Consider the following 21,097-nt stretch of genomic DNA (forward strand, 5'->3'; position numbering starts at 1 on the left):
GGCATTGACGCCCGACGCCCCCCTGCCGGAGCCTCAGCCGTGCTGGTACGCCACGATCGAGATGCCCACGTAGTGCACGACGAACGCGGCCAGCGTCAGCGAGTGGAAGACCTCGTGGAAGCCGAAGAAGCGCGGTGAGGGGTTGGGGCGCTTGAGGCCGTAGATGACGCCGCCCGCGCTGTAGAGGAGGCCGCCCACGACGACCAGGACGAGCACCGCGACGCCGCCGGCCCGCATGAAGTCGGGCAGGAAGAAGACCGCGGCCCAGCCCATCGCGAGGTAGCAGGGGGTGTAGAGCCAGCGCGGGGCGCCGATCCAGAAGACCCGGAAGGCGATGCCCGCCAGAGCGGCCGCCCAGATCGACCACAGCAGGACCCGGCCGGTTGAGGCGGGCAGCAGGAGAAGCGTCAGCGGGGTGTAGGTGCCCGCGATGATGAGGAAGATGTTGGCGTGGTCCAGGCGGCGCAGGATCGCCTCACCGCGTGGGCCCCAGTTGCCCCGGTGGTAGAGACCGCTGACGCCGAAGAGCAGGCACGCGGTGAGGGCGAAGATCCCGCAGGCTATCCGGGCCTTGGTGGACCCCGCGCACGCGGTCAGCACCAGTCCCGCGATCAGCGCGGCCGGGAACATCCCGGCATGCAGCCAGCCGCGCATCTTCGGTTTCACCATCTGTGTCACCGGGTCGATCACATGGGCCGTCACCTGATCAGTCATGGTCCGCATGCTACCTACGGCCCCGTAAGTTACGGATAGGTACCGGCCGTCGCGGAGCGTCTTGGGGCCGACGGGTAAGTGAACGGCAAATGGCAGTTAAGAAGGCGGTAAGTGGTGATGCTCACGTGAGAGGCCCCCTGGACATATGGGCGAACGACGCGGAAGATCAGATGAGTGCGGTCGGCACCGGATGAGCGCCAAGAGGATCCACGGGGTCAAGCATCCGGGTCGCAGCCCCCACGGGGCGGCAATGAAGTAGTTCGTCAAACCCTCCCGAAGACCTCATCTAGGAGCGATCGTGGCGCGCGATATCGCGGCTCCCCTCTCTGTCCCCACCAAGCACCAGGAACTGATCTCGTGGGTCAACGAGATCGCGGAACTGACCCAGCCCGACAACGTGGTCTGGTGCGACGGATCCGAGGCCGAGTACGAGCGCCTGTGCGGGGAGCTCGTCGCCAAGGGCACGTTCAGGAAACTGGACGAGGCCAAGCGCCCCAACTCCTACTACGCCGCGTCCGACCCGCGTGACGTCGCCCGGGTCGAGGACCGCACCTTCATCTGCTCCGAGAAGGAGGAGGACGCGGGCCCGACCAACCACTGGAAGGCCCCCGCCGAGATGAAGGCCATCTTCACGGGCGAGCAGGGCGTCTTCCGCGGTTCGATGCGCGGCCGCACGATGTACGTCGTGCCGTTCTGCATGGGCCCGGTCGGCTCGCCGCTGTCCGCGATCGGCGTCGAGATCACCGACTCCGCGTACGTCGCCGTGTCGATGCGCACCATGACCCGCATGGGACAGCGCGTCCTGGACGAGCTCGGCACCGACGGCTTCTTCGTGAAGGCCGTCCACACCCTGGGCGCCCCGCTCGCCGACGGCGAGGCCGACGTGCCGTGGCCCTGCAACACCACCAAGTACATCTCGCACTTCCCCGAGTCGCGCGAGATCTGGTCCTACGGCTCGGGCTACGGCGGCAACGCCCTGCTCGGCAAGAAGTGCTACGCGCTGCGCATCGCCTCCGTCATGGCGCGCGACGAGGGCTGGCTCGCCGAGCACATGCTCGTCCTCAAGCTGACCCCGCCGAACGGCGAGGCCAAGTACGTCGCCGCCGCGTTCCCGAGCGCCTGCGGCAAGACCAACCTGGCCATGCTGGAGCCGACGGTCCCGGGCTGGAAGGTCGAGACCATCGGTGACGACATCGCCTGGATGCGCTTCGGCGAGGACGGCCAGCTGTACGCGATCAACCCCGAGGCCGGCTTCTTCGGCGTCGCGCCCGGCACCGGCGAGCACACCAACGCCAACGCCATGAAGACGCTGTGGGGCAACTCCGTCTTCACCAACGTCGCGCTCACCGACGACGGAGACGTCTGGTGGGAGGGCATGACCGAGACGGCGCCCGCGCACCTGACGGACTGGAAGGGCAACGACTGGACGCCCGCGTCCGACACCCCCGCCGCCCACCCCAACGCCCGCTTCACCGTGCCGGCCGGGCAGTGCCCGACCATCGCGCCGGAGTGGGAGGACCCCAAGGGCGTGCCGATCTCGGCCATCCTCTTCGGCGGCCGCCGCGCCTCCGCGGTGCCGCTGGTCACCGAGTCCTTCGACTGGAACCACGGTGTCTTCCTCGGTGCCAACGTCGCATCCGAGAAGACCGCCGCCGCCGAGGGCAAGGTCGGCGAGCTGCGCCGCGACCCCTTCGCGATGCTGCCGTTCTGCGGCTACAACATGGGCGACTACATGGCCCACTGGGTCAAGGTCGGCGCGAAGGCGGACGCCGCGAAGCTGCCGAAGATCTACTACGTCAACTGGTTCCGCAAGAACGACGCGGGCAAGTTCGTGTGGCCCGGCTTCGGCGAGAACAGCCGCGTCCTGAAGTGGATCGTGGAGCGCCTGGAAGGCAGGGCCGAGGGCGTCGAGACCCCGATCGGCATCCTGCCGACGAAGGAATCCCTCGACACCGACGGGCTCGACCTGCCGGAGGCCGACCTGGAGTTCCTGCTCAAGGTCGACAAGGAGGTCTGGCGCGAGGAGGCGGCGCTGATCCCCGAGCACCTGAACACCTTCGGGGACCACGCGCCCAAGGAGCTGTGGGACCAGTACCGCGCGCTGGTCTCCCGCCTCGGCTGAACCGGCCCTTCGAAACCCCCTCCGGTCCTGGCCGGCCGCCTGTCCTGGCACGGCCGGGCCGGAGGTGTGAGCGGCGGGTCGGTTCGGCTTCCGCCCTGACCTGTGGGGTCACACGTGACCCGCCGCGCCTCGGCCGGCCCCCGGAGCCCCCTCACGGCTCCGGGGGCCGGCCGTTTTCGCGTGCGGTGACGGCTGGGGCGTACGTACGGTGACGCTCGCGGGCGTACGCGCGCGACGCTCGCGGGGTACGCCCGGTGTGAGAGGCGCCCGGTCCGCGTACCTGTGCGGCGCGCGGACCGGGGCCGATCGGGGGGCCGCTCAGGAGGCGGCGGTGAGGGCGCGGGCCTCGGCGTGGGCGTCCATGCGCTCGGCGGCCAGGATCGCCGAGGCGGTGTCGGCGCGCGAGGCGGCGACGACCAGGGCGCGGCCCGCGAGCGCGTGCGCGCGGGTGTGCAGGGCCTTGGTGTCGGCGCCGCTCAGGCCCGCGTGGCGCACCGGCGGCAGTCCGCCGCGCAGCCGGGCGACCTGGCGCGCGATCGCGTCCCCGGCCTCGGTGAGCCCGAGTTCGTCGGTGACGGCGAGCAGCGCGGAGAGGTGGCCGGCGAGCTGGATGTCCAGCTCCTCCTCGCGGGAGCGGTGCGGGACGCGCTCACTGTCGGCGGCCATCGTGCTGTGGACCGACTTGGTGCGGATCGGCTCGTACATGGGAATGGCCTCCTGAACGTTTCAGGAAGCCATCCTAGCTTAGATTCTGTCTAAAGTTGAGCCGGGCCCAGATGCGGGGCCGGGCCGGTCACATCTGGCCGTAGCCCTCCAGGAACTTCCCGATCCGCGTCACCGCGTCCGCCAGGTCCTTGGCCGCCGGCAGCGTCACGATCCGGAAGTGATCGGGCTCGGGCCAGTTGAAGCCGCTGCCGTGGACGACCATGATCTTCTCGGCCCTGAGCAGGTCGAGGACCATCTGGCGGTCGTCCTTGATCTTGTAGACGTCCGGGTCGAGGCGCGGGAAGAGATACAGCGCGCCCTTGGGCTTCACGCAGGTCACCCCGGGGATCTGGGTGAGCAGGTCGTACGCCGTGTCCCGCTGCTCCAGGAGGCGGCCGCCGGGCAGCACCAGCTGCTCGATGGACTGCCGGCCGCCGAGCGCGGTGGCCACCGCGTGCTGCGACGGCATGTTCGCGCACAGGCGCATGTTCGCCAGGATCGTCAGGCCCTCGATGTACGAGGACGCGTGGGCCTTCGGCCCGCACACCGCGAGCCAGCCCGAGCGGTAGCCGGCCACCCGGTAGTTCTTCGAGAGCCCGTTGAAGGTGAGCACCATCAGGTCGGGGGCGATCACGGCGGTCGGGGTGTGGGTGGCGCCGTCGAAGAGGATGCGGTCGTAGATCTCGTCCGAGCAGACGACCAGGTTGTGGCGGCGGGCGATCTCGGTCAGGCCGCGCAGCATCTCGTCGTCGTACACCGCGCCCGTGGGGTTGTTCGGGTTGATGATGACGATGGCCTTGGTGCGGTCGGTGACCTTGCGCTCGATGTCGGCGAGGTCCGGCATCCAGTCGGACTGCTCGTCGCAGCGGTAGTGCACCGCGGTGCCGCCGGCGAGCGAGACGGAGGCGGTCCACAGCGGGTAGTCCGGGGCGGGGACCAGCACCTCGTCGCCGTCGTCGAGCAGCGCCTGCATCGACATCTGGATGAGCTCGGAGACGCCGTTGCCGATGTAGACGTCCTCGACGTCCAGCTCCACGCCCTTGGTCTGGTAATGCTGCATCACCGCGCGCCGCGCGGACAGCAGGCCCTTCGCGTCTCCGTAGCCGTGCGCGCCCGACAGGTTGCGGAGGATGTCCTCCAGGATCTCCGGCGGGCACTCGAAACCGAACGCCGCGGGGTTGCCGGTGTTCAGCTTGAGGATGCGGTGGCCCTGCGCTTCGAGGCGCATGGCCTCTTCGAGCACCGGGCCCCGGATCTCGTAACAGACATTGGCGAGCTTCGTCGACTGGATCACCTGCATGACGGCCACCTTACGGGCGGGTTTCACGGGGTGCCTCGGGATTTGGGGCCGGGTGGGTGGGGGTGCGGGGCCGGTGGCTTCCATCGCAATGCGGGTGGGTGGGTGGCGCCGGGGAATGCACGCCGCGGGGCCCTGGCGGGGCTTGGATTACGAGAACTGAGACTTTCCCCACGCGGGCCCTGCCGGGGGCGCGGGCCAACTATGCCGATGCGGGCCGGCACCAGCCCTGCCAGGGGCGCGGGCCAACTATGCCGATGCGGGCCGGCGCCGACCCTGGCGGGGGGCGCGGGCCAACTATGCCGATGCGGGCCAGCGCCGACCCTGCCAGGGGCGCGGGGAACTGCGCGCTCAGCCCAGCACGGTCGGCAGCCGGGCCTCCTCGGGCTCCGCCCCAGACCCCGTTCGCGCCTGAAGGGCGCTCGTCCTCAATCTCCCCCAAGGCCGAGGGCCAGGGGGGACCCCCAGGACGGGCTGGGGTTGCCGATGCGGGCCAGTACCGGCCCTGCCAGGGGCGCGGGGAACTGCGCGAGGAGCGACCGCGGTCCGCAGCCGAGGTCCCTGGGGCTCCGCCCCAGACCCCGTTCGCGCCTGAAGGGCGCGCCCAGCCCAGCATGGTCCGCAGCCGGGGTCCAGGCATGTCCTCGGGCGCCGGACAGGCTGAGGTTGCCGATGCGGGCCAGCATGGACCCTGTCAGGGGCGCGGGGAACTGCGCGCTCAGCCACGCATGGCCCGCAGGCCAACCCGCCGGGCCAGCACCGACCCCGCTAGGGCCGCACCCGACCACGCGCGGTCCGCAAGCGGAAGGGGACCGGATTCCGACGCGCGGACAGGGTCGTGGCCAGGGCCGGGAGCCAGCCCAGGGCGGTGGCCCAGACCGCACCGGACACCGCCCCGGCCACCCCGTACAGAACCCACCCCAGGACCCCCGCGTCCACCAGCCGCGCGGCGACAAGACCCCGCCACACCCCGGACACCCCACCACCCACGACCAGCGCGGACCACCCCGCCAGCGCCCGGCGCGCCCACCCCGCCGCCGGGCGCGTCCGTACATGCCGGCGCATCCGCAGCGTCGCCGCCGTCACCAGGACCACCGCCGCGAAGTCCTCGCAGAGCAACTGGACCGGACCCGTACCCCCCAACGGCACCGCCCGCAGCGGCGGCAGGGCCAGGGGCGCCCCGAGCGCGCTCGGCACCAGGGCAACGCCCGCGTGCGCGGTGAGCGCGGTCAGGACCGGGGTGAGCCCGAAAAGCAGCGTGAGCAGCAGGCAGACCCCGCCCACCGCGACCACCGCCGGAGCGGTTCTGGGCAGACGCATCGCCGGACGCATGGCCGGACCCTAGACCATGGGACGCCCGGTGAGAAGATGCTGAACATTTCTCAACTATGGCTGTGAGCAGGGGTGTTGGGCGGAACGCCGAGCCCCTAGAGTCCGGCCATGCGGCTACGGGTGACGCCACGGGCGACGAGATGGGCGACGGCGGCCACGGCGACGGCACTGGCCGTCGCCCTCCTGATGGCGGCCGGCCCCCCGAGCGCGGCCCCCGCGCACACGGCCACCGGCCACCGCTGGATCACCGACGACCAGGGCCGCGCGCTCGTCCTGACCGGGCTCAACACCGCGAGCAACGCCAAGTCCCGCCCGGACGGCCTGCCGTGGATCACGGAGGCGGACGTTGGCCGCGAGGCGGACGAGCTCGGCTCCGACTTCGTACGCCTGCTCATCCAGTGGCGCACCGTCGAGCCGAGCCCGGGCCGCTACGACGACGGCTATCTCGACCGGGTCGCCGAGCGCGTGCGCTGGTACGGGGCGCGCGGCTTCCACGTCATGCTCGATCTGCACCAGGACGTCTACGGCCCCGCCGTCAAGGGCAACGGCGCGCCCGCCTGGGCGACCGAGTCCGACGGGCTCCCGGTCGCCGCCCGCGACCCGTGGGAGCTCACTTACGTCGAGCCCGGCACCGTACGCGCCTTCGACCACTTCTGGGGCACCCGCCGGGCCGGCCGCGACCTGCGGGCGCACTACGCGGCGGCCTGGGCGCACGTCGCCGCGCGGTTCGCCGACGATCCGGCCGTGCTCGGCTACGACCTGATGAACGAGCCCTTCGGCGGTAGCGTGCAGGGCCCCGCCTTCGAGGCGGGACCGCTCGCCGCCCTCTACCGCCAGACCATCGCCGCCGTCCGCGCCGTCGACCACGACTCCTGGATCTTCGTGGAGCCCGAGGCGGTCAGCGCCAACTGGGGCCTGCCGAGCGCACTTCCCTACCTCCCCGACCCGCGCGGCTCCGGCGAGCGGGCCCGCATCGCGTACGCGCCGCACCTCTACCCCCTCCCCATGGACCTCGGCGGCGGCTACACCGGCGACGCGGGAAAGTGGGTGGACCGCACGCTCGCGTCCTGGCGCGAGCAGACCGAGAAGACCGCGAGACGGCTCGGCGCGCCCGTCCTGATCGGCGAGTACGGCCTCGACATCGCCCTGCCCGGCGCCCTGCGGTACGTGGAGAAGGTGCGGGCCCTGGCCGACGCCATGGGCGCGGGCACCGCGTACTGGTCCAACGACCCCGGATCCTGGGCCCCTTGGGACCAGAGCCTGCGCCCCACTCCTCTTCTCCCGGTCCTCGACCGCCCGGAGCCCAGGGCGATCGCGGGGGACCCGGTCGCCTACGGCTGGGACGAGGCGAGCCGCACCCTGTCGCTGCGCTGGCGGCCCCAGGCCGGCGTGCGCGGCGACACCGAGGTCCATCTGCCGGCCCGGTTCTTCCCCGAAGGCGGCGTGGTCACGGGCGCCGAGCGGGGCCGGTGGGACCCGAACTCGCGTGTCCTGCACATCACTTCACCGCCCGACGGCCCAGGGGAGGTCTCGGTGCGGATCCGTCCGGGCGCGTGAGGGCCGGGCGGGAGCGGGAACGGATTGAGCCACCCGCCCCTCGGTGGTGTTGTGCCGGGCGCGGGGCTGTTCCTAACGTCCGGTACGCGCCGGAACGTCCGTCGTGCCAGACCGTAGGCGACAGGAGGCAGGCAGTGGACACGACCGTGCCCGAGCGGTCCCGTGGGCGGCCGCGCTGGCGGGGCCTGCTGGCCGCCGCCCAGCGGGAGTACGACGCGCCCGCGCCCCACTACGACAAGGTGATCGACCTGCTCGACCAGGTGGTCGGGTCCGCCGTGCCCGTCGCCGCGCTGCGCAGCGCGAAGGCGCTCCAGGCGCTGGCCCTCACCCAGCTCGCCTACGCGGCCGACTACGGCCCGCTGCGCACGGTCTACCTCACGGCGGCGCGCGAACTGGCGACGGACCCGCTCAGCGCGCCCCGGGCGTCCGCCGCACCGAGCGGCCCGCGAGCACATCGGTCCGCCTGCCGTCCTTGATGACGAACTTTCCGTCGATCAGGACGTACGGGATGCCGACGGGCAGCGTGCGGGGGGCGGCGAAGGTGGCGCCCGCCGCGACGGTGTCCGGGTCGAACAGGACGAGGTCGGCGCGGTAGCCCTCGCGCACCAGGCCGCGGTCGGGCAGGCGCAGACGGGCGGCCGGGCGCGCGGTGAGACGGGCGACGGTCTCCTCAAGGGTGAGGATGCCCAACTCCCGTGCGTAGTGCCCGAGATAGTGCGGGAAGGTGCCATAGGCGCGGGGGTGCGGCTTGTCGCCCTGGAGGATGCCGTCGCTGCCTCCGGTGTGCACCCGGTGGCGCATGATGGCCCGCACGTTCTCCTCGTGGCCGACGTGCTGAAGGATGGTGGGTCCGAGCTCGTCCTCGATGAGCAGCCGGCGCGCGGTGGCCCAGGGCGTCTCGCCCCGCCGCGCGGCGGCCCGGGCGACGCTCTGGCCTACGTATCCGGCGAGCGCGGGGTGGCTCACGCCCGAGATCTCGATGGTGTCCCAGTCGATGGGCACGCCGTGGCAGCCGTCCGCGCCGATGACCTCCATGTGGTGGCGGACGCGTTCGGCGGTGTCGTCGTCGCGCAGCCGGGCGAGGATGGCTTCGGGGCCGCCCTCACTCGCCCAACTGGGCAGCAGGGCGACGAGAGTTGTGCATCCCGGGGTGTACGGATAGGTGTCGAGCGAGATGTCGCCACCTCGCGCGAGCGCGTCGTCCAGCAAAGCGAGCAGGTCGGGTGCGCGGCCCTCGTTCACGCCGAAGTTCATCGTGGCGTGAGCGAGGTGGAGGGCGCATCCCGCGTCCTGGGTGAGCCGGATCATCTCCTCGTACGCGGCGAGGGCGCCGGCGCCGTAGGAACGGTGGTGGGGGCAGTAGTAGCCGTCGTAGCCGGCCACGATGCGGCAGAGTTCGGTGAGTTCGGCGTCACCGGCGTACATGCCGGGGGTGTAGGTGAGCCCCGAGGACATGCCGACCGCGCCCTGTTCAAGACCGTCCGCCACCAACTGCCGCATGTGATCCATCTGTTGAGGTGTGGCGGGCCGGTCGTCCCAGCCGACGGCGAGCATCCGTACGGCGCCCTGAGGGACGAGGTAGGCGGCGTTGACCGCGATGCCCCGGTCGAGGCGGTCGAGGTATTCGCCGACGGTGCGCCAGTCGAAGTCGATGTCGCTTCCGTCGCCGTTCCACCCGGTGATGGCCCGGCGGACCTCGCCGAGGGTGCGGTCGTCGACGGGCGCGTACGAGAGCCCGTCCTGGCCCAGCACCTCAAGGGTGACCCCCTGGGCGGCCTTCGCACTGTGGTCCGGGTCGCGCAACAGGGCGAGGTCGGAGTGGGCGTGCATGTCGATGAACCCGGGGCAGAGGGTGAGGCCGTGGGCGTCGAGCGTGCGGGTGCGGGTGCGGGTGCGGGTGCGGGTGCGGGTGCGGGGGGCGGTGAGCGGGGGCTCGCCCGGCTTCCTGATCTCGGCGATCCGGCCGTCGGTGATGCGGAGGTCGGCGGGGTAGGAGGGGGCGGCGGTCCCGTCGATGACGCGGGCGTCGCGGATGACCAGGTCCATGGGTGCCTCTCGTGTCTACGGTGTCTTGTCCCCCACCCCGCCCCTTCCCGAGACCCGCCGGGGGTCCCTCCGGCTGCGGGCCGCGCGTGGCTGGTGCGCAGTTCCCCGCGCCCCTTGAAAACCCCGTTCGTTTTCGGGTGCGGACCGTGCTCGCTTCTCGCGCAGCTCCCATCGCCCCTGGGCATCCGGTGCTGTCCCCGCATCGGCATCTTCAGCCTGTCATGGGGGTCCCCCCTGGCCCTTGAGGCCTTGGGGGAGATTGAGGACGAGGCCGTTCAGGCCGAACGGGGTCTGGGACGGAGCCCCAAGGTTTTTCGCCCCCGGAGGGTTTGGGGAAGGGGCGGGGAGGGGCCGGAAACCGGGGGCTGGGGCGGAGCCCCAGGGGTTGCTCGCATCCCGGGTCAGAACAGCGTGCGGATGTAATCCGCTACCACCCCGTCCTCCCCGGCCACGGGAATGAGGCCCCACTTGTCGAACACCGTGCACGGATGCGAAAGCCCCATCCCCACCCAGTCCCCGACGGACAGCGAAACCCCCGCCTCCGTGCGAAGCCACCCGTGCTGATCGGAGAGCCCCGTAACCGAGATCCCCGACCCGTCCCGCACCACCCCGCTCACCGCGTCCCGCACCACCCGCACCACCGGCAGATCCAGGTCGTACGCCGCGTCCCGCTTCCCCGCGTTGACGAAGGCCTGCTCGGGGGAGGGCCGGGAGACGACCTGGGCCCACAGCAGGAACGCGGGCCGCAGGGCCCCCTCGGCCGGCACCCGGTTGAAGGGCGTGAGCTTGCGGTAGTGCCCGTCGTCGTGCGAGACGTACGCACCGGAGCGCAGCAACTTCAGCACGGGAAGCGAGAGTTGGGGCACGGACGTGAAGACGTCCGCGACCACGTCGAACCACGCGGAGCCGCCCGCGCTGAGCACGATCTCGTCCACGCCGAGCCCCGCGAACCGCCCCGCCGCGTCGAAACCGGCCGCCAGCGAGACGAGCCGGCCGAGATAGTCCCGTACCCGCTCGGGATCGGCGCCCGGCACCTCGCCCTCGTACCCGGCGACCCCCACGAGCCGCAGCGTGCCCGTGCCGGCCACCGCGTCGGCGACCCGCGCGCACTCGGCCTCCGTGCGCACCCCGGTCCGCGCGCCCTCGCCCGCGGCGAGCTCCACCACCACGTCCACCCGCCGCGCGCACGCGCCCCGCAGCGCCTGGTCCATGAGTTCGACGCCGCGTACGGAATCGACGTAGCAGATGAAGCGGAAAGCCGGGTCGCGCTCCAGCTCCCCGGCGATCCAGCGCAGCGCCGCCGCGTCCACCAGCTCGTTCGCGAGGAAGATCCGCTCGGTGCCGAACGCCCGTGCCACGCGCACCTGGTGGGGCACCGCCAGGGTGATCCCCCAGGCGCCGCGCTCCACCTGGCGGGCGAAGAGCTGGGGCGCCATCGAGGTCTTGCCGTGCGGCGCGAACGCCAGACCGTGGCGCCGCGCGTACGTTTCCAGGAGGCCGAGATTGTGGTCGAGCGCTTCCGCCGACAGCGTCAGGACCGGCGTGGTGAAGCCGCCGGTGAACAGGGAGCGGCGCTGCGCGGCGAGTTCGGCGACGGTCAGCCCCTCCGCGTCCGGCGGCAGCCCCTTGAAGCGGTGGTCGACGCGCTCGGCGCCCAGCTCCGCCAGCTTGTCCTCGGGCCCCTCCTCGCGCTGGTTGTCGCGCTTGTCGTCGCGGTGGATGGCTGCCACGGAAACCTCACCCTCCTCGGAGGGGCGTTGCAGTATTTGCAACACCCATTGCGCATATCGCTTGGTGCTGTCTAACATCCGGGCCAGCGCCGGGTCAATGACCGGACCGGCCGTCCAGCAGTGAGGAGCCGGCAGTGACCCAGGGACCCCCAGCCGAGGCGGACGCCGTCGACGCCGCCGTCGATGTCGTCTGCCTCGGGGAGTCCATGGTCACCTTTCTTCCCCTCCGGCCGGGCCGCCTCGCCGACGTGCCCGCCTTCGAGCGGACGATCGGCGGTGCCGAGTCCAATGTGGCCTGCGCGCTGGCCGCCGCCGGGCACAGCACCCGCTGGGTCAGCCGGGTCGGCGCGGACGGCTTCGGCGACCATCTGGTGGAGACCATCGGCGGCTACGGTGTCGACGTGCGCGCGGTGCGCCGCGACCCGCACCGGCCCACCGGCATCTACTTCCGCACCGCCGACGACCGCACCGCCGACGGCCACGAGGTCCTGTACTACCGCGCCGGGTCCGCGGCCTCCGCCATGTCACCGGCCACCGTGCCCCACCGCGACCTGTGGGCGGGCCGCGTCCTGCACCTGTCGGGCATCACCGCCGCGCTCTCCGACGACTGCCTCGCCCTGATGCGCGACCTCCTGGCACGCCGGCCCGGCCGGCCATCGGTGTCCTTCGACATCAACTACCGGCCGGGACTGTGGCGCGACGCGGCCGGGCCCCGGGTCCTGCTCGACCTGGCCAGGGGCGCGGACATCGTCTTCGTCGGCGCGGACGAGGCGGAGGCGGCATGGGGGATGCGCGGACCTGCCGCCCTGCGTGAGGCGCTGCCCGAACCGGACGTGCTGGTGGTGAAGCAGGGCGCGGCCGGTGCGACGGTCTTCGCGCGGGGGAGCGGACACGTGGCCGAGCGGGCGCCGCGCGTGGAGGTGGTGGCCCCCGCCGGCGCGGGCGACGCCTTCGCCGCCGGGTTCCTCAGCGCCACCCTGCGCGGCCTGCCCGTACGCGACCGGATCCGGCACGGACACCTCATGGCCGCCGCCGTGCTCACCGTGCCCGGCGACCTCACCCGGCCGCCCGCTCCCAGCCCGGCCGCCGTCCCGCCCGGAACCGGCCCGCGGCACACCTCCTGGACGGCGCGCGCCGACCGGCTCGTGGCCCTGGACGACACCGCCTGGGGGAGACTTCGTCTCGGCCCCGGGTGGACGGGGGACGACCAGGAGGTACGTACGTCATGAGCCAGACCGTCGACCGGGCGCTGAGCATCCTGCCGCTGCTCGCGCGGGGCCCCGCCGACCTCGGGCAGGTCGCCGACCGGCTCGGGGTGCACAAGTCCACCGCGCTGCGGCTCCTGCGCACCCTGCACGAGCACGGGCTCGTCTACCGCCAGGAGGACCAGCGCTACCGGCTCGGCGCCCGGCTCTTCGCCCTCGCGCAGGAAGCCGTCGAGAACCTGGACGTGCGCGAGATCGCCCACCCCCACCTCGTCACGCTGAACGAGCGGATCGGCCACACCGTCCACCTCGCCGTGTACGAGGATGGCGAAGTCCTCTACATCGACAAGGTCGAGAGCCGCTACCCGGTGCGGATGTACTCGCGCATCGGCAAGCCCGTCGCCATCACGGTGGCCGCCGTGGCCAAACTGCTCCTGGCCGACCTGCCGGAGGCCGAGCGCCGCGCCGTCGCGGACAAGCTCGACTACCCCTCGTACACGCCCCGTTCGACGCCCAACGCGGCCGCGTTCCTCAAGGAACTGGCGACGGTGCGCGAGCAGGGGTGGGCCACCGACCTCGGCGGCCACGAGGAGTCCATCAACTGCGTCGGGGCGCCCATCCACGGCGCGGACGGTCGCGTCGTCGCCGCCATGTCGGTCTCCGCGCCCAACGTCGTGGTCACCGCCGAAGAACTCCTCGCCCTGCTCCCGCAGGTGCGCCGCACGGCGCAGGACATCAGCCGGGAGTACTCCGGCACCGGCACCGGCTCCGACGCCGAACCCGGTCCGAGCTCCGACCTCAGCTCTGCCCCCACCCCCAACACTCCATTCGTATAAGGAAGTTCGATGACCGAGAAGACCGCGCTCACCCCGGCCACGCACACCACCCCGCCCGCCAGGTTCTCGCACGGCGTGAAGAAGGGGAACATCCTCCAGGTCGCGGGCCAGGTCGGTTTCCTTCCTGCGGCCGAGGGCCAGGCCCCGACCCCGGCCGGCCCCACCCTGCGCGAGCAGACCCTCCAGACCTTCGCCAATGTCAAGGCGATCCTGGAGGAGGGCGGCGCGAGCTGGGACGACGTGATGATGATGCGCGTCTACCTCACCGACGTGGCCCACTTCGCCGAGATGAACGAGATCTACAACGACTACTTCGAGGAGCAGGGCCTCAAGGCCCCCGCCGCCGCTCGTACGACGGTGTACGTGGGCCTGCCGCCCGGCCTCCTCATCGAGATCGACGCCCTCGCGGTCCTGGACGCCTGATCCCCTCAACTCCCTTGCCGCACCTGGCCCCACCGCTCGACCCGCCGCACGGTGCGGCGCCCCGGACCGCCGGGGCGCCGTGCCGCGGTCCTCCCTGCCCGCAACGCCCCTGCTGCACAACGGAGTTGACCCATGTCGTTCCCAGCTGTCGCGGCCGCCGCCCCACCCCCGCCCGTCCACACCGGTGGCATCCTGCCCCTGATCGGCGGCACCGCCGGTCTGCTGACCGTCGCCGTCCTCGGTATCGCGCTCCTCCTCTTCCTGATCATCAGAGTCAGACTCCAGCCCTTCGTGGCGCTGCTCGCGGTCTCCATAGCCGTCGGCCTGGGCGCGGGCCTTTCGGTCACCGAGCTGTTCGGCACGGTCCAGAAGTCCGCCGCCGTCTCCGTCGTCGAATCGGGCATGGGCGGCATCCTCGGACATGTGGCGATCATCATCGGGCTCGGCACGATGCTGGGCGCGATCCTCGAAGTCAGCGGCGGCGCTGAGGTGTTGAGCGGCCGGCTGCTCGGCCTGTTCGGGGAGAAGCGCGCCCCCCTCGCGATGGGGCTCACCGGCCTGATCTTCGGCATCCCGGTCTTCTTCGACGTCGGCATCTTCGTCCTCGCGCCGATCGTGTACGCGGCCGCGAAAATCCCCCAAGCGCCTCCGACAAGCTCCGGTGCCGTGGGGACCCCCACCGGCAGGTCGATCCTGCTGTACTGCATGCCGCTGCTCGCGGGTCTGTCCATGACCCACGCCTTCCTGCCGCCGCACCCGGGCCCGGTCGCCGCGGCCGGCCTGTTCCACGTCTCGCTCGGCTGGGTCATCCTGATGGGCGCCGTCGTCGGCGTCCCCGCCGTGCTCGCCGCCTGGGGGTACGCCGCCTGGATCGGCAGGCGCGTCTTCGTCGCGGTGCCCCAGGACATGGTCGAGGCCGCCGAGGAGGCGAAGGCCGCCGTCGCCGCCGAACAGGCGGCGTCCGGGGTCACCCCGCGGGAGGACCCGGTGCCGCTCGGCGCGGTCCTCGCCATCATCGGCACCCCGCTCGCCCTGATCCTGGCCGCCACCTTCTCCTCGGTCGCCCTCGACCCCTCCACGCTCCGCTCGGTCCTGGAGTTCTTCGGCCACCCGTTCGTGGCCCTGACCATCGCGCTGCTGCTCGCCTACTACCTGCTCGGCATCCGGCGCGGCTGGTCGCGCAGGTCCCTGGAGAGGGTGTCGACCTCGTCGCTCAAGCCGATCGGCAACATCCTGCTGGTGGTCGGCGCGGGCGGCGTCTTCGGCGCGGTCCTCAAGGCCTCCGGCATCGCGGACGCGCTCGCCACCACCTTCCACGACGTAGGCCTTCCGGTGATCCTGCTCGCCTGGCTGATCTCGGTCGTCCTGCGCGTGGCCCAGGGCTCGGCGACGGTCGCGATCGTCACCACGGCCGGCATCGTGGTCCCCCTGGTGGAGGGCTCGGGATACTCCCAGGCCCATCTGGCCCTGATCATCATGGCGATCTCGGCGGGCTCGATCTTCGCCTCGCACGTCAACGACGGCGGCTTCTGGATGGTGGCCAAGTACTTCGGCATCTCCGAACGCGACACCCTGAAGTCCTGGACGGTCCTGGAATCGGTTCTGTCGGTCGCGGGTTTCGCGGTGGCGGCGTTGCTCAGCCTGTTGATCTAGCCGGGTGGCCGCCCGTACGCGGATGGGCCCAGGGCTCGTTCGGCATGCGCGAGGCTGGGGGCGGGGTGGGGCGTGGTCCGCTCCGGGAGGAGGCCAGCCGTGGCTTGCCGCGTCTTGGGCGGCACGTCTCGTGTCACCTCCGCGTGGCTGTCGGCCCGTTCGTCGGGGCTCCGGTTCTGGTGGCGCCCCGTCCGGGCTCTCCCCCTCAGGTACAGGGAAGTCGACCCATGAAGCTTCGTCGCACAGCTGCCGCCCCCGGCATGGCGGCCGCCCTGGTCATCGCCGCGAACCCCGCCGTCGCTGAGGCCACCGCGGCTGAGGCGCTGAAGGCTCAGAAGACGGCCGACGACGCGGCTGCCACCGCCCTCAAGGGCGCGGCCGCCGCAGCAGGTCGCAAGGTGCCCGCCGCCCCGGCTCTCCCGGCATCCTGACGATTCCGACAGCCGCTCCCAGGCGCCGAGGGCACGATTTGCCCGACGCCCCATGAGCGCACCCCGCCGCGCGAATCCCCATGCGCCGCGGGGCGGTTGCGTGAGCACCATCAGGGGTGACCAATTGGCGTCTCCCTTTCTCGGCTTCTCGGCGCATAAAATCTTGGCGCCCAGCGGTCGACGGGCTTCCCCCATTCGAACACCGGGGCCTGAAAATGTCGAAAATTGCCACATGGGGCAACCCTGGTCCAAACGACAATAGGGTGCCCGGTCGACGTAATGGGCGTGCCCGGTCCGGCTCCGCGAACTCCGGCGCTGCACCGGCGCACTCGCGGACCGGGGGCGCCGAGGGGCAGGAAAATTCCACGCGATCCCGCAAACTGGTGAATTGGCCAGGTCAGGGCGGGTGGCTCGACCGCTCGATAAAATCCGTCCCATCGTCGATTCTTCGCGTTGAAGGATGGGGCCGCACCCCGACGTCCGACTGCCGGGTGAATTTCCGTACGGCGGGTGGAGGACTGCCTTCCGGGGATAAATGGCGGGACAAATTAAGCCCCCCGTTTTGATACGCATACGGCGTACTGCGCGTTCTATGGAAGTAGCCGGGGATTCGCCGAACCTCCGACGGCGTGCGGCAGGGAAAAGCCGGGGCAGGAGTAGGCCCTTCTCTGTTCCGCGTCGCTCGCTTCAGCGTCCCCATCCCCGCCCCGTTTCACCCGAGCCAGAGGAAACGTCATGAACAGGAACCAGACCCTCGCCCTCCTCGCCCTCCCCGCTCTTTTCAGCAGCGCACTTCTCCTCGGCTCATCGGCCGGCGCCTCCCCCCTCGCCTGTACCGCCGGCACCGCCGGCGTAGCAGGTGCCAACGGCACCTCCGCCCACCCCAGCGGTTTCCCCGGCACCGCGGGTGGCCCCGCGACCGGAACCGGCGACTGCGCCGGCGGCGCGGGGGGTCCCGGCGGCAACGGGATCCTCGGCGGGGCCGGCGGTGTGGGCGGCAACGGCGGCATCGGTCTCGGCAGCGGTTCCGGTGGCGCCGGCGGCGTCGGCGGCGCCGCAGGCCCCAACGGCGGCGGGGGCGGCAACGGCGGCACCGGCGCGTCCGGTGGTCTCACCGGCGCCGGGGGCGCGGGCGGTGCGGGTGGCCCCGGCACCCACGCCGGTACGGGTGGCATCGGCGGGACCGGCGGCAACTCCGGCGCCTCCGCGGGCGCGGGCGGTCGCGGCGGCATCGGCGGCGCCGGAGGATCCAACGGTGGTGCGGGCGGCGACGCGGGCAAGGGCGGCACGGGCCACGGCGGTGGCGCGGGCGGCAACGGCGGGGCCGGCGGTGTCAACGCCTCAGGCAACGGCGGCGCCGGCGGCAAGGCGGGCAGCGGCGGCGACGGCAGCTCCGGCGGGGCCTACCCGGGCGGCGCCGCGGGTATCGGCGGCGCCGGTGGCCTGTCCTTGGGAGGCATCGCCAACTCGGGCGGCCACGGCGGCAACGGCGGCAACGGCGGCGCCAAGTCGGGCGCCGGCGCCGACGGCGCCTGCGGTATCGGCGGCGCCGGCGGCAACGCCACCGGTGGCTTGCTCTTCCACGGCGGTGCCGGAGGGGCCGGCGGGACCTTCGGCGCCGGCAGCCCCTGTGCGAGTGGCGCCCACGGGACGCCGTGACCCGCTGCGGCGGGCGCCCCACGCCATCCCATGGCCAGGGCGCCCGGCGCCGTCCCGGAGTACGAGGGCCACACACACTGACCCCCGTCTGTGAGGGCCACATCCTGACCCCCCGTCTGTGAGGGTCACATCCTGAACACCCCGTCTGTGAGGGTCACATCCTGAACACCCCGTCTGTGACGGTCACATCCTGAACACCCCGTCACCGGGGGACGGCCCGCGGCCCCCGGTGACGTCGGCGTGCCCGGAGCCCGGCAGCCTGCGGCCTCGCCATTCGAAACCCGGTCCGCCTCGCGGAGCGGTCCCGCCCAAATCATCACGTCCACTTGCCCGTTGAGAGCGAACACCCAACAATGCACATGACAAAACAGCACTCCTTCATCATCCGCGCACCCCCACAAAGGGAACCCCCACATGAAGAAGTCCTTCGTCGGCGCACTCGGCGCCGTCAGTGCCCTGCTGCTCGCGGCCGCGGGCGCGGCGCCCGCCGTCGCCGCGCAAACCTCCGGCGGGAAGGCCGCCCCAGCCAGGCCCGCCACCAAGGCGGTCACCTTCGCCGGGACGGTGGCGCTGAGCAACTGCTCCGGCTCCGTGGTCCGTACGCCCAGCTCGCAGCCGAGCGACCCCGCGCTCGTGCTCTCCAACGGCCACTGCCTGGAAACCGGGTTCCCCGGCGCCGGAGAGGTCATCACCGACCAGCCGTCGTCCCGCTCGTTCTCACTCCTGAACGCCTCGGGCTCCAAGGTCGCCACGCTGCGCGCCACCAAGGTCTCGTACGCCACGATGACCGACACGGACATCTCGATCTACCAGCTCAATACGTCCTACGCCAAGATCCAGAGCAGCTACGGGATCAGCGCGCTCACCCTCAATGACACCCACCCGGTCCAGGGCACGGCCATCAAGGTCGTCTCCGGGTACTGGAAGCGCACCTACAGCTGCAATGTGGACGGGTTCGTCTACCGCCTCAAGGAGGGCGACTGGACCTGGAAGGACTCGGTCCGCTACACCTCGTCCTGCAACACCATCGGCGGCACCTCGGGCTCCCCGGTGATCGACACGGCGACCGGCAAGGTCGTCGCCGTCAACAACACCGGCAACGAGGACGGCGAGCGCTGCACGGAGAACAACCCGTGCGAGGTCGACGAGAACGGCAACGTCACCGTCCGCCAGGGCATCAACTACGCCGAGGAGACGTACCTCATCGTCCCCTGCATAGGCGCGGGCAGCGTGATCGACCTGAGCCGCGCGGGCTGCGCCCTGCCCAAGCCCTGACCCCCGGGGCACGGCCCCACTGAGCACGGCACGTGAAGCGGCGCCCCCCCAGGCACAGGGGGGCGCCGCCGACGTGTGCGGTGGTGGTTGTGGTGGTTACGGCAGGGCGTGGACGTGCGGCCCGACCGCGTTGGACCAGGCGTTGCCCGAGGTGGCGTCCCAGTTGGTGGACCAGGTCATCGCGCCGCGCAGGGACGGGTAGGTCTTGGCCGGGTGGAAGGTGCCGCAGCTGGTGCCCTTGGTCAGGCAGTCGAGGGCCGCGTTCACCACGGACGGCGACACATAGCCGCTGCCCGCGCCGGACGTGGAGGCCGGAACGCCGAGACCGACCTGGGAGGGGTCGAGCCCGCCCTGGAGCTGGATGCAGGCGAGCGCGGTCAGGAAGTCGACCGTGCCCTGGGAGTAGACGTTGCCGTCGCATCCGTTCATCGAACCGCTGTTGTAGTACTGCATGTTGACGACGGTCAGGATGTCCTTGATGTTGAGCGCCGTCTTGAAGTACTCGTTCGAGGGGGACTGCATGTCGATGGTCTGCGGGGCCATCGTGATGACGGTCTTCGCGCCGCCCTTCGCCGCGATCGCCTTCAACGCCTGTGTCATGTAGGTGGAGTTGAGCCCGTTCTCCAGATCGATGTCGACACCGTCGAAGCCGTACGTCTGCATCAGCGCGTAGACGGAATTGGCGAAGTTGTTCGCCGAGGTGGAGTCGCCCACGGAGATCGTGCCGTTCTGGCCGCCGATGGAGATGACGACGGACTTGCCGGCGGCGTGCTTGGCGGCGATGTCGGCCTTGAACTGGTCGACGCTGTAGCCGCCGAGTCCGGCCGAGTCGAGCGTGAAGCTGACCGCGCCCGGTGTGCTGGTGGCGTCCGCGAAGGCGACGGCGATGATGTCGTAGTTCGCCGGCACGTCGCTGAGCTTCTGCACGGTGGCGCCGTTGTTGAAGTTCTGCCAGTAGCCGGTCACCGCGTGCTTGGGTACGGCGCCGCCGCCGGGCGGAGTGCCGCCCGACGCCGAGGTCGTGGCGGTGACGGCGGCCGACTTGGGGGACTCGCCCGCGGCGTTGGTCGCACTCACCTGGAACTGGTAGGAGGTGGAGGCGCTCAGATTGGTCACGGTCGCCGAACTGCCCGTCACGGACTGCACCTTGGCGCCGCCCTGGTAGACGTTGTATCCGCTCGCGCCGGACACCGCGCCCCACGACAGGTTCACCGACGAGGAGGTGACCGAGCCGACCGCGAGGCCGCCGGGCGCGGCCGGGACCGTGGGCGCCGGGTCGCCGCCACCGCCGCCGTCGGGCCCGTACACGGATATGTCGTCGGCGTAGTAGGCGGGCTGCCCGTACCAGCCGTGGGTGTAGATCTGCACCGAGGTGGTGGCGGCGCCGGTCTTGAACGTGGTGGTCAGCTGCCCGTACCCGGAGCCGGTGCCGGGCGTCCAGGTGGAGACGTCGGATGTGCCGGTGCCGGTGGCGCCGAGGTAGACGTAACTGCCCTGGACCCAGGCGCTCAGCGTGTACGTCGAGTTGGGCTGGACGGCGACGGTCTGCGCGCACTGGGCGGTGTCCGAGCCCGAGGGCGTGGCCTTGAGGGCGGCGGTCCCGGCGTGCACGGGCGAGGAGACGGTGGCGCCGCTGCCGGCCGAACAGCTCCAGCCACCGAGACCCGCCTCGAATCCGGCGTTCCTCACATTGTTGACGTCGGCCGCCTGAGCGGTGCCGGAGAGCCCGGCCATGGACAGAGCCCCGGCCGCGACCACGGCCAGAGCGAGCCTTGCATGTCTCGCGCGGTTCACTTACTGCCTCCGGGAGGGGAGTGGGGAGGACGGGAAAGCGGGACGCGTCCGAGAAGTGGGGGCGGGCGTCCTGGTCGCACAAGATGGTCCAGACCAATTGGGTTGTCAAGGGGGTGGGGAGGGCCGGGGGGCGGGAAAGCGGAAGCCCGCCGCCGGTGGCCCAGCCGTGGCGGCGGAGGAGCCAAAGGGTGACTTCCGGCCGGGACTTGGCCGACTTCGCGCGTATCTCCCGCCCCACCGGCCCCAAAGTCGGCCGCCGGAGCACACAGGAAAGGGGAAGACGGTTCTCCCGCCGGTAGGTCGTGGATAAAGTGCTGA

General features: G+C 71.7%; 17 protein-coding genes. 10 read left to right on the forward strand and 7 right to left on the reverse strand.

The features are described 5' to 3' along the window. Nucleotides 1–33 precede the first annotated feature (33 nt). Nucleotides 34–714 (reverse strand): PAQR family membrane homeostasis protein TrhA, encoded by a 681-nt coding sequence (gene trhA / locus ABR738_RS26010; protein ID WP_502964141.1) that lies wholly within the window; start codon nt 712–714, stop codon nt 34–36. A 298-nt stretch (nt 715–1,012) separates the two neighbouring features. Between trhA and ABR738_RS26015 the strand changes: the two genes are divergently transcribed. Continuing rightward, nucleotides 1,013–2,836 carry a phosphoenolpyruvate carboxykinase (GTP) gene (locus ABR738_RS26015; RefSeq protein WP_350232368.1) on the forward strand — a complete coding sequence of 608 codons (1,824 nt, stop codon included), beginning with the start codon at nt 1,013–1,015 and terminating at the stop codon, nt 2,834–2,836. A 318-nt stretch (nt 2,837–3,154) separates the two neighbouring features. Here the strand turns inward: ABR738_RS26015 and ABR738_RS26020 are convergent, their stop codons facing one another. From ABR738_RS26020 to ABR738_RS26030, 3 genes are all read right to left on the reverse strand, one after another. After that, a complete protein-coding gene (locus ABR738_RS26020; protein ID WP_350232369.1) occupies nt 3,155–3,541 on the reverse strand; it encodes an SCO4983 family protein in 387 nt (128 codons plus the stop codon). Between the two features lie 88 nt (nt 3,542–3,629). After that, on the reverse strand, nt 3,630–4,841 hold the full coding sequence (locus tag ABR738_RS26025) for a pyridoxal phosphate-dependent aminotransferase (protein ID WP_350232370.1): 1,212 nt from the start codon (nt 4,839–4,841) through the stop codon (nt 3,630–3,632). 765 nt (nt 4,842–5,606) lie between these two features. Beyond that, a complete protein-coding gene (locus ABR738_RS26030) occupies nt 5,607–6,170 on the reverse strand; it encodes a hypothetical protein (RefSeq protein ID WP_350232371.1) in 564 nt (187 codons plus the stop codon). A gap of 108 nt (nt 6,171–6,278) precedes the next feature. Here ABR738_RS26030 and ABR738_RS26035 point away from each other — a divergent pair, with 108 nt between their 5' ends. Both ABR738_RS26035 and ABR738_RS26040 read left to right on the forward strand, forming a co-directional pair. Continuing rightward, nucleotides 6,279–7,727, forward strand: coding sequence for a cellulase family glycosylhydrolase (locus tag ABR738_RS26035; RefSeq protein ID WP_350232372.1), 1,449 nt, complete (start codon nt 6,279–6,281; stop codon nt 7,725–7,727). Between the two features lie 134 nt (nt 7,728–7,861). Then, nucleotides 7,862–8,203 (forward strand): alkyl sulfatase dimerization domain-containing protein, encoded by a 342-nt coding sequence (locus ABR738_RS26040; protein ID WP_350232373.1) that lies wholly within the window; start codon nt 7,862–7,864, stop codon nt 8,201–8,203. Here the strand turns inward: ABR738_RS26040 and ABR738_RS26045 are convergent. Together ABR738_RS26045 and ABR738_RS26050 are read right to left on the reverse strand one after the other, a co-directional pair. Continuing rightward, nucleotides 8,136–9,773 carry an N-acyl-D-amino-acid deacylase family protein gene (locus ABR738_RS26045; RefSeq protein WP_350232374.1) on the reverse strand — a complete coding sequence of 546 codons (1,638 nt, stop codon included), beginning with the start codon at nt 9,771–9,773 and terminating at the stop codon, nt 8,136–8,138. The two genes, ABR738_RS26040 and ABR738_RS26045, sit on opposite strands and share 68 nt — an antisense overlap. 401 nt (nt 9,774–10,174) lie before the next feature. Further along, on the reverse strand, nt 10,175–11,494 hold the full coding sequence (locus ABR738_RS26050; RefSeq protein WP_502964244.1) for a type III PLP-dependent enzyme domain-containing protein: 1,320 nt from the start codon (nt 11,492–11,494) through the stop codon (nt 10,175–10,177). A 143-nt stretch (nt 11,495–11,637) separates the two neighbouring features. Here ABR738_RS26050 and ABR738_RS26055 point away from each other — a divergent pair, with 143 nt between their 5' ends. The 7 genes from ABR738_RS26055 to ABR738_RS26085 all read left to right on the forward strand — a co-directional run bounded on the left by ABR738_RS26055 (nt 11,638) and on the right by ABR738_RS26085 (nt 18,985). Beyond that, a complete protein-coding gene (locus tag ABR738_RS26055) occupies nt 11,638–12,732 on the forward strand; it encodes a sugar kinase (RefSeq protein WP_350232375.1) in 1,095 nt (364 codons plus the stop codon). Then, the gene (locus tag ABR738_RS26060) at nt 12,729–13,544 is read left to right on the forward strand and encodes an IclR family transcriptional regulator (RefSeq protein ID WP_350232376.1); all 816 of its coding nucleotides are present in this window, start codon (nt 12,729–12,731) and stop codon (nt 13,542–13,544) included. Before ABR738_RS26055 ends, ABR738_RS26060 begins: the two co-directional genes overlap by 4 nt. 9 nt (nt 13,545–13,553) lie before the next feature. Then, nucleotides 13,554–13,967 (forward strand): RidA family protein, encoded by a 414-nt coding sequence (locus tag ABR738_RS26065; protein WP_350232377.1) that lies wholly within the window; start codon nt 13,554–13,556, stop codon nt 13,965–13,967. Between the two features lie 132 nt (nt 13,968–14,099). Continuing rightward, complete coding sequence (locus tag ABR738_RS26070; protein WP_350232378.1) at nt 14,100–15,620, forward strand: GntP family permease; 1,521 nt, start codon at nt 14,100–14,102, stop codon at nt 15,618–15,620. A 227-nt stretch (nt 15,621–15,847) separates the two neighbouring features. After that, nucleotides 15,848–16,051: a hypothetical protein gene (locus tag ABR738_RS26075; protein WP_350232379.1), complete on the forward strand. Its 204-nt coding sequence runs from the start codon at nt 15,848–15,850 to the stop codon at nt 16,049–16,051. A 735-nt stretch (nt 16,052–16,786) separates the two neighbouring features. Next, nucleotides 16,787–17,710, forward strand: a complete 924-nt coding sequence (locus ABR738_RS26080) for a hypothetical protein (RefSeq protein WP_350232380.1) — start codon at nt 16,787–16,789, stop codon at nt 17,708–17,710. 414 nt (nt 17,711–18,124) lie between these two features. Next, nucleotides 18,125–18,985, forward strand: a complete 861-nt coding sequence (locus ABR738_RS26085) for a S1 family peptidase (RefSeq protein WP_350232381.1) — start codon at nt 18,125–18,127, stop codon at nt 18,983–18,985. 96 nt (nt 18,986–19,081) lie between these two features. On the opposite strand, the gene ABR738_RS26090 is transcribed toward ABR738_RS26085, so the two are convergent. Beyond that, nucleotides 19,082–20,719, reverse strand: coding sequence for a chitinase (locus ABR738_RS26090; protein WP_350234747.1), 1,638 nt, complete (start codon nt 20,717–20,719; stop codon nt 19,082–19,084). Nucleotides 20,720–21,097 lie beyond the last annotated feature (378 nt).

The organism is Streptomyces sp. Edi4 (assembly GCF_040253615.1).
Taxonomy (GTDB): domain Bacteria; phylum Actinomycetota; class Actinomycetes; order Streptomycetales; family Streptomycetaceae; genus Streptomyces.

Bases quoted from the DNA above. Each gene is read 5' to 3' on its own strand.
- trhA (WP_502964141.1), bottom strand. From the start codon at position 714: ATGACTGATCAGGTGACGGCCCATGTGATCGACCCGGTGACACAGATG.
- ABR738_RS26020 (WP_350232369.1), bottom strand. From the start codon at position 3,541: ATGTACGAGCCGATCCGCACCAAGTCGGTCCACAGCACGATGGCCGCC.
- ABR738_RS26025 (WP_350232370.1), bottom strand. From the start codon at position 4,841: ATGCAGGTGATCCAGTCGACGAAGCTCGCCAATGTCTGTTACGAGATC.
- ABR738_RS26030 (WP_350232371.1), bottom strand. From the start codon at position 6,170: ATGCGTCCGGCGATGCGTCTGCCCAGAACCGCTCCGGCGGTGGTCGCG.
- ABR738_RS26035 (WP_350232372.1), top strand. From the start codon at position 6,279: ATGCGGCTACGGGTGACGCCACGGGCGACGAGATGGGCGACGGCGGCC.
- ABR738_RS26045 (WP_350232374.1), bottom strand. From the start codon at position 9,773: ATGGACCTGGTCATCCGCGACGCCCGCGTCATCGACGGGACCGCCGCC.
- ABR738_RS26060 (WP_350232376.1), top strand. From the start codon at position 12,729: ATGAGCCAGACCGTCGACCGGGCGCTGAGCATCCTGCCGCTGCTCGCG.
- ABR738_RS26065 (WP_350232377.1), top strand. From the start codon at position 13,554: ATGACCGAGAAGACCGCGCTCACCCCGGCCACGCACACCACCCCGCCC.
- ABR738_RS26070 (WP_350232378.1), top strand. From the start codon at position 14,100: ATGTCGTTCCCAGCTGTCGCGGCCGCCGCCCCACCCCCGCCCGTCCAC.
- ABR738_RS26075 (WP_350232379.1), top strand. From the start codon at position 15,848: ATGAAGCTTCGTCGCACAGCTGCCGCCCCCGGCATGGCGGCCGCCCTG.
- ABR738_RS26080 (WP_350232380.1), top strand. From the start codon at position 16,787: ATGAACAGGAACCAGACCCTCGCCCTCCTCGCCCTCCCCGCTCTTTTC.
- ABR738_RS26085 (WP_350232381.1), top strand. From the start codon at position 18,125: ATGAAGAAGTCCTTCGTCGGCGCACTCGGCGCCGTCAGTGCCCTGCTG.
- ABR738_RS26090 (WP_350234747.1), bottom strand. From the start codon at position 20,719: ATGGCCGGGCTCTCCGGCACCGCTCAGGCGGCCGACGTCAACAATGTG.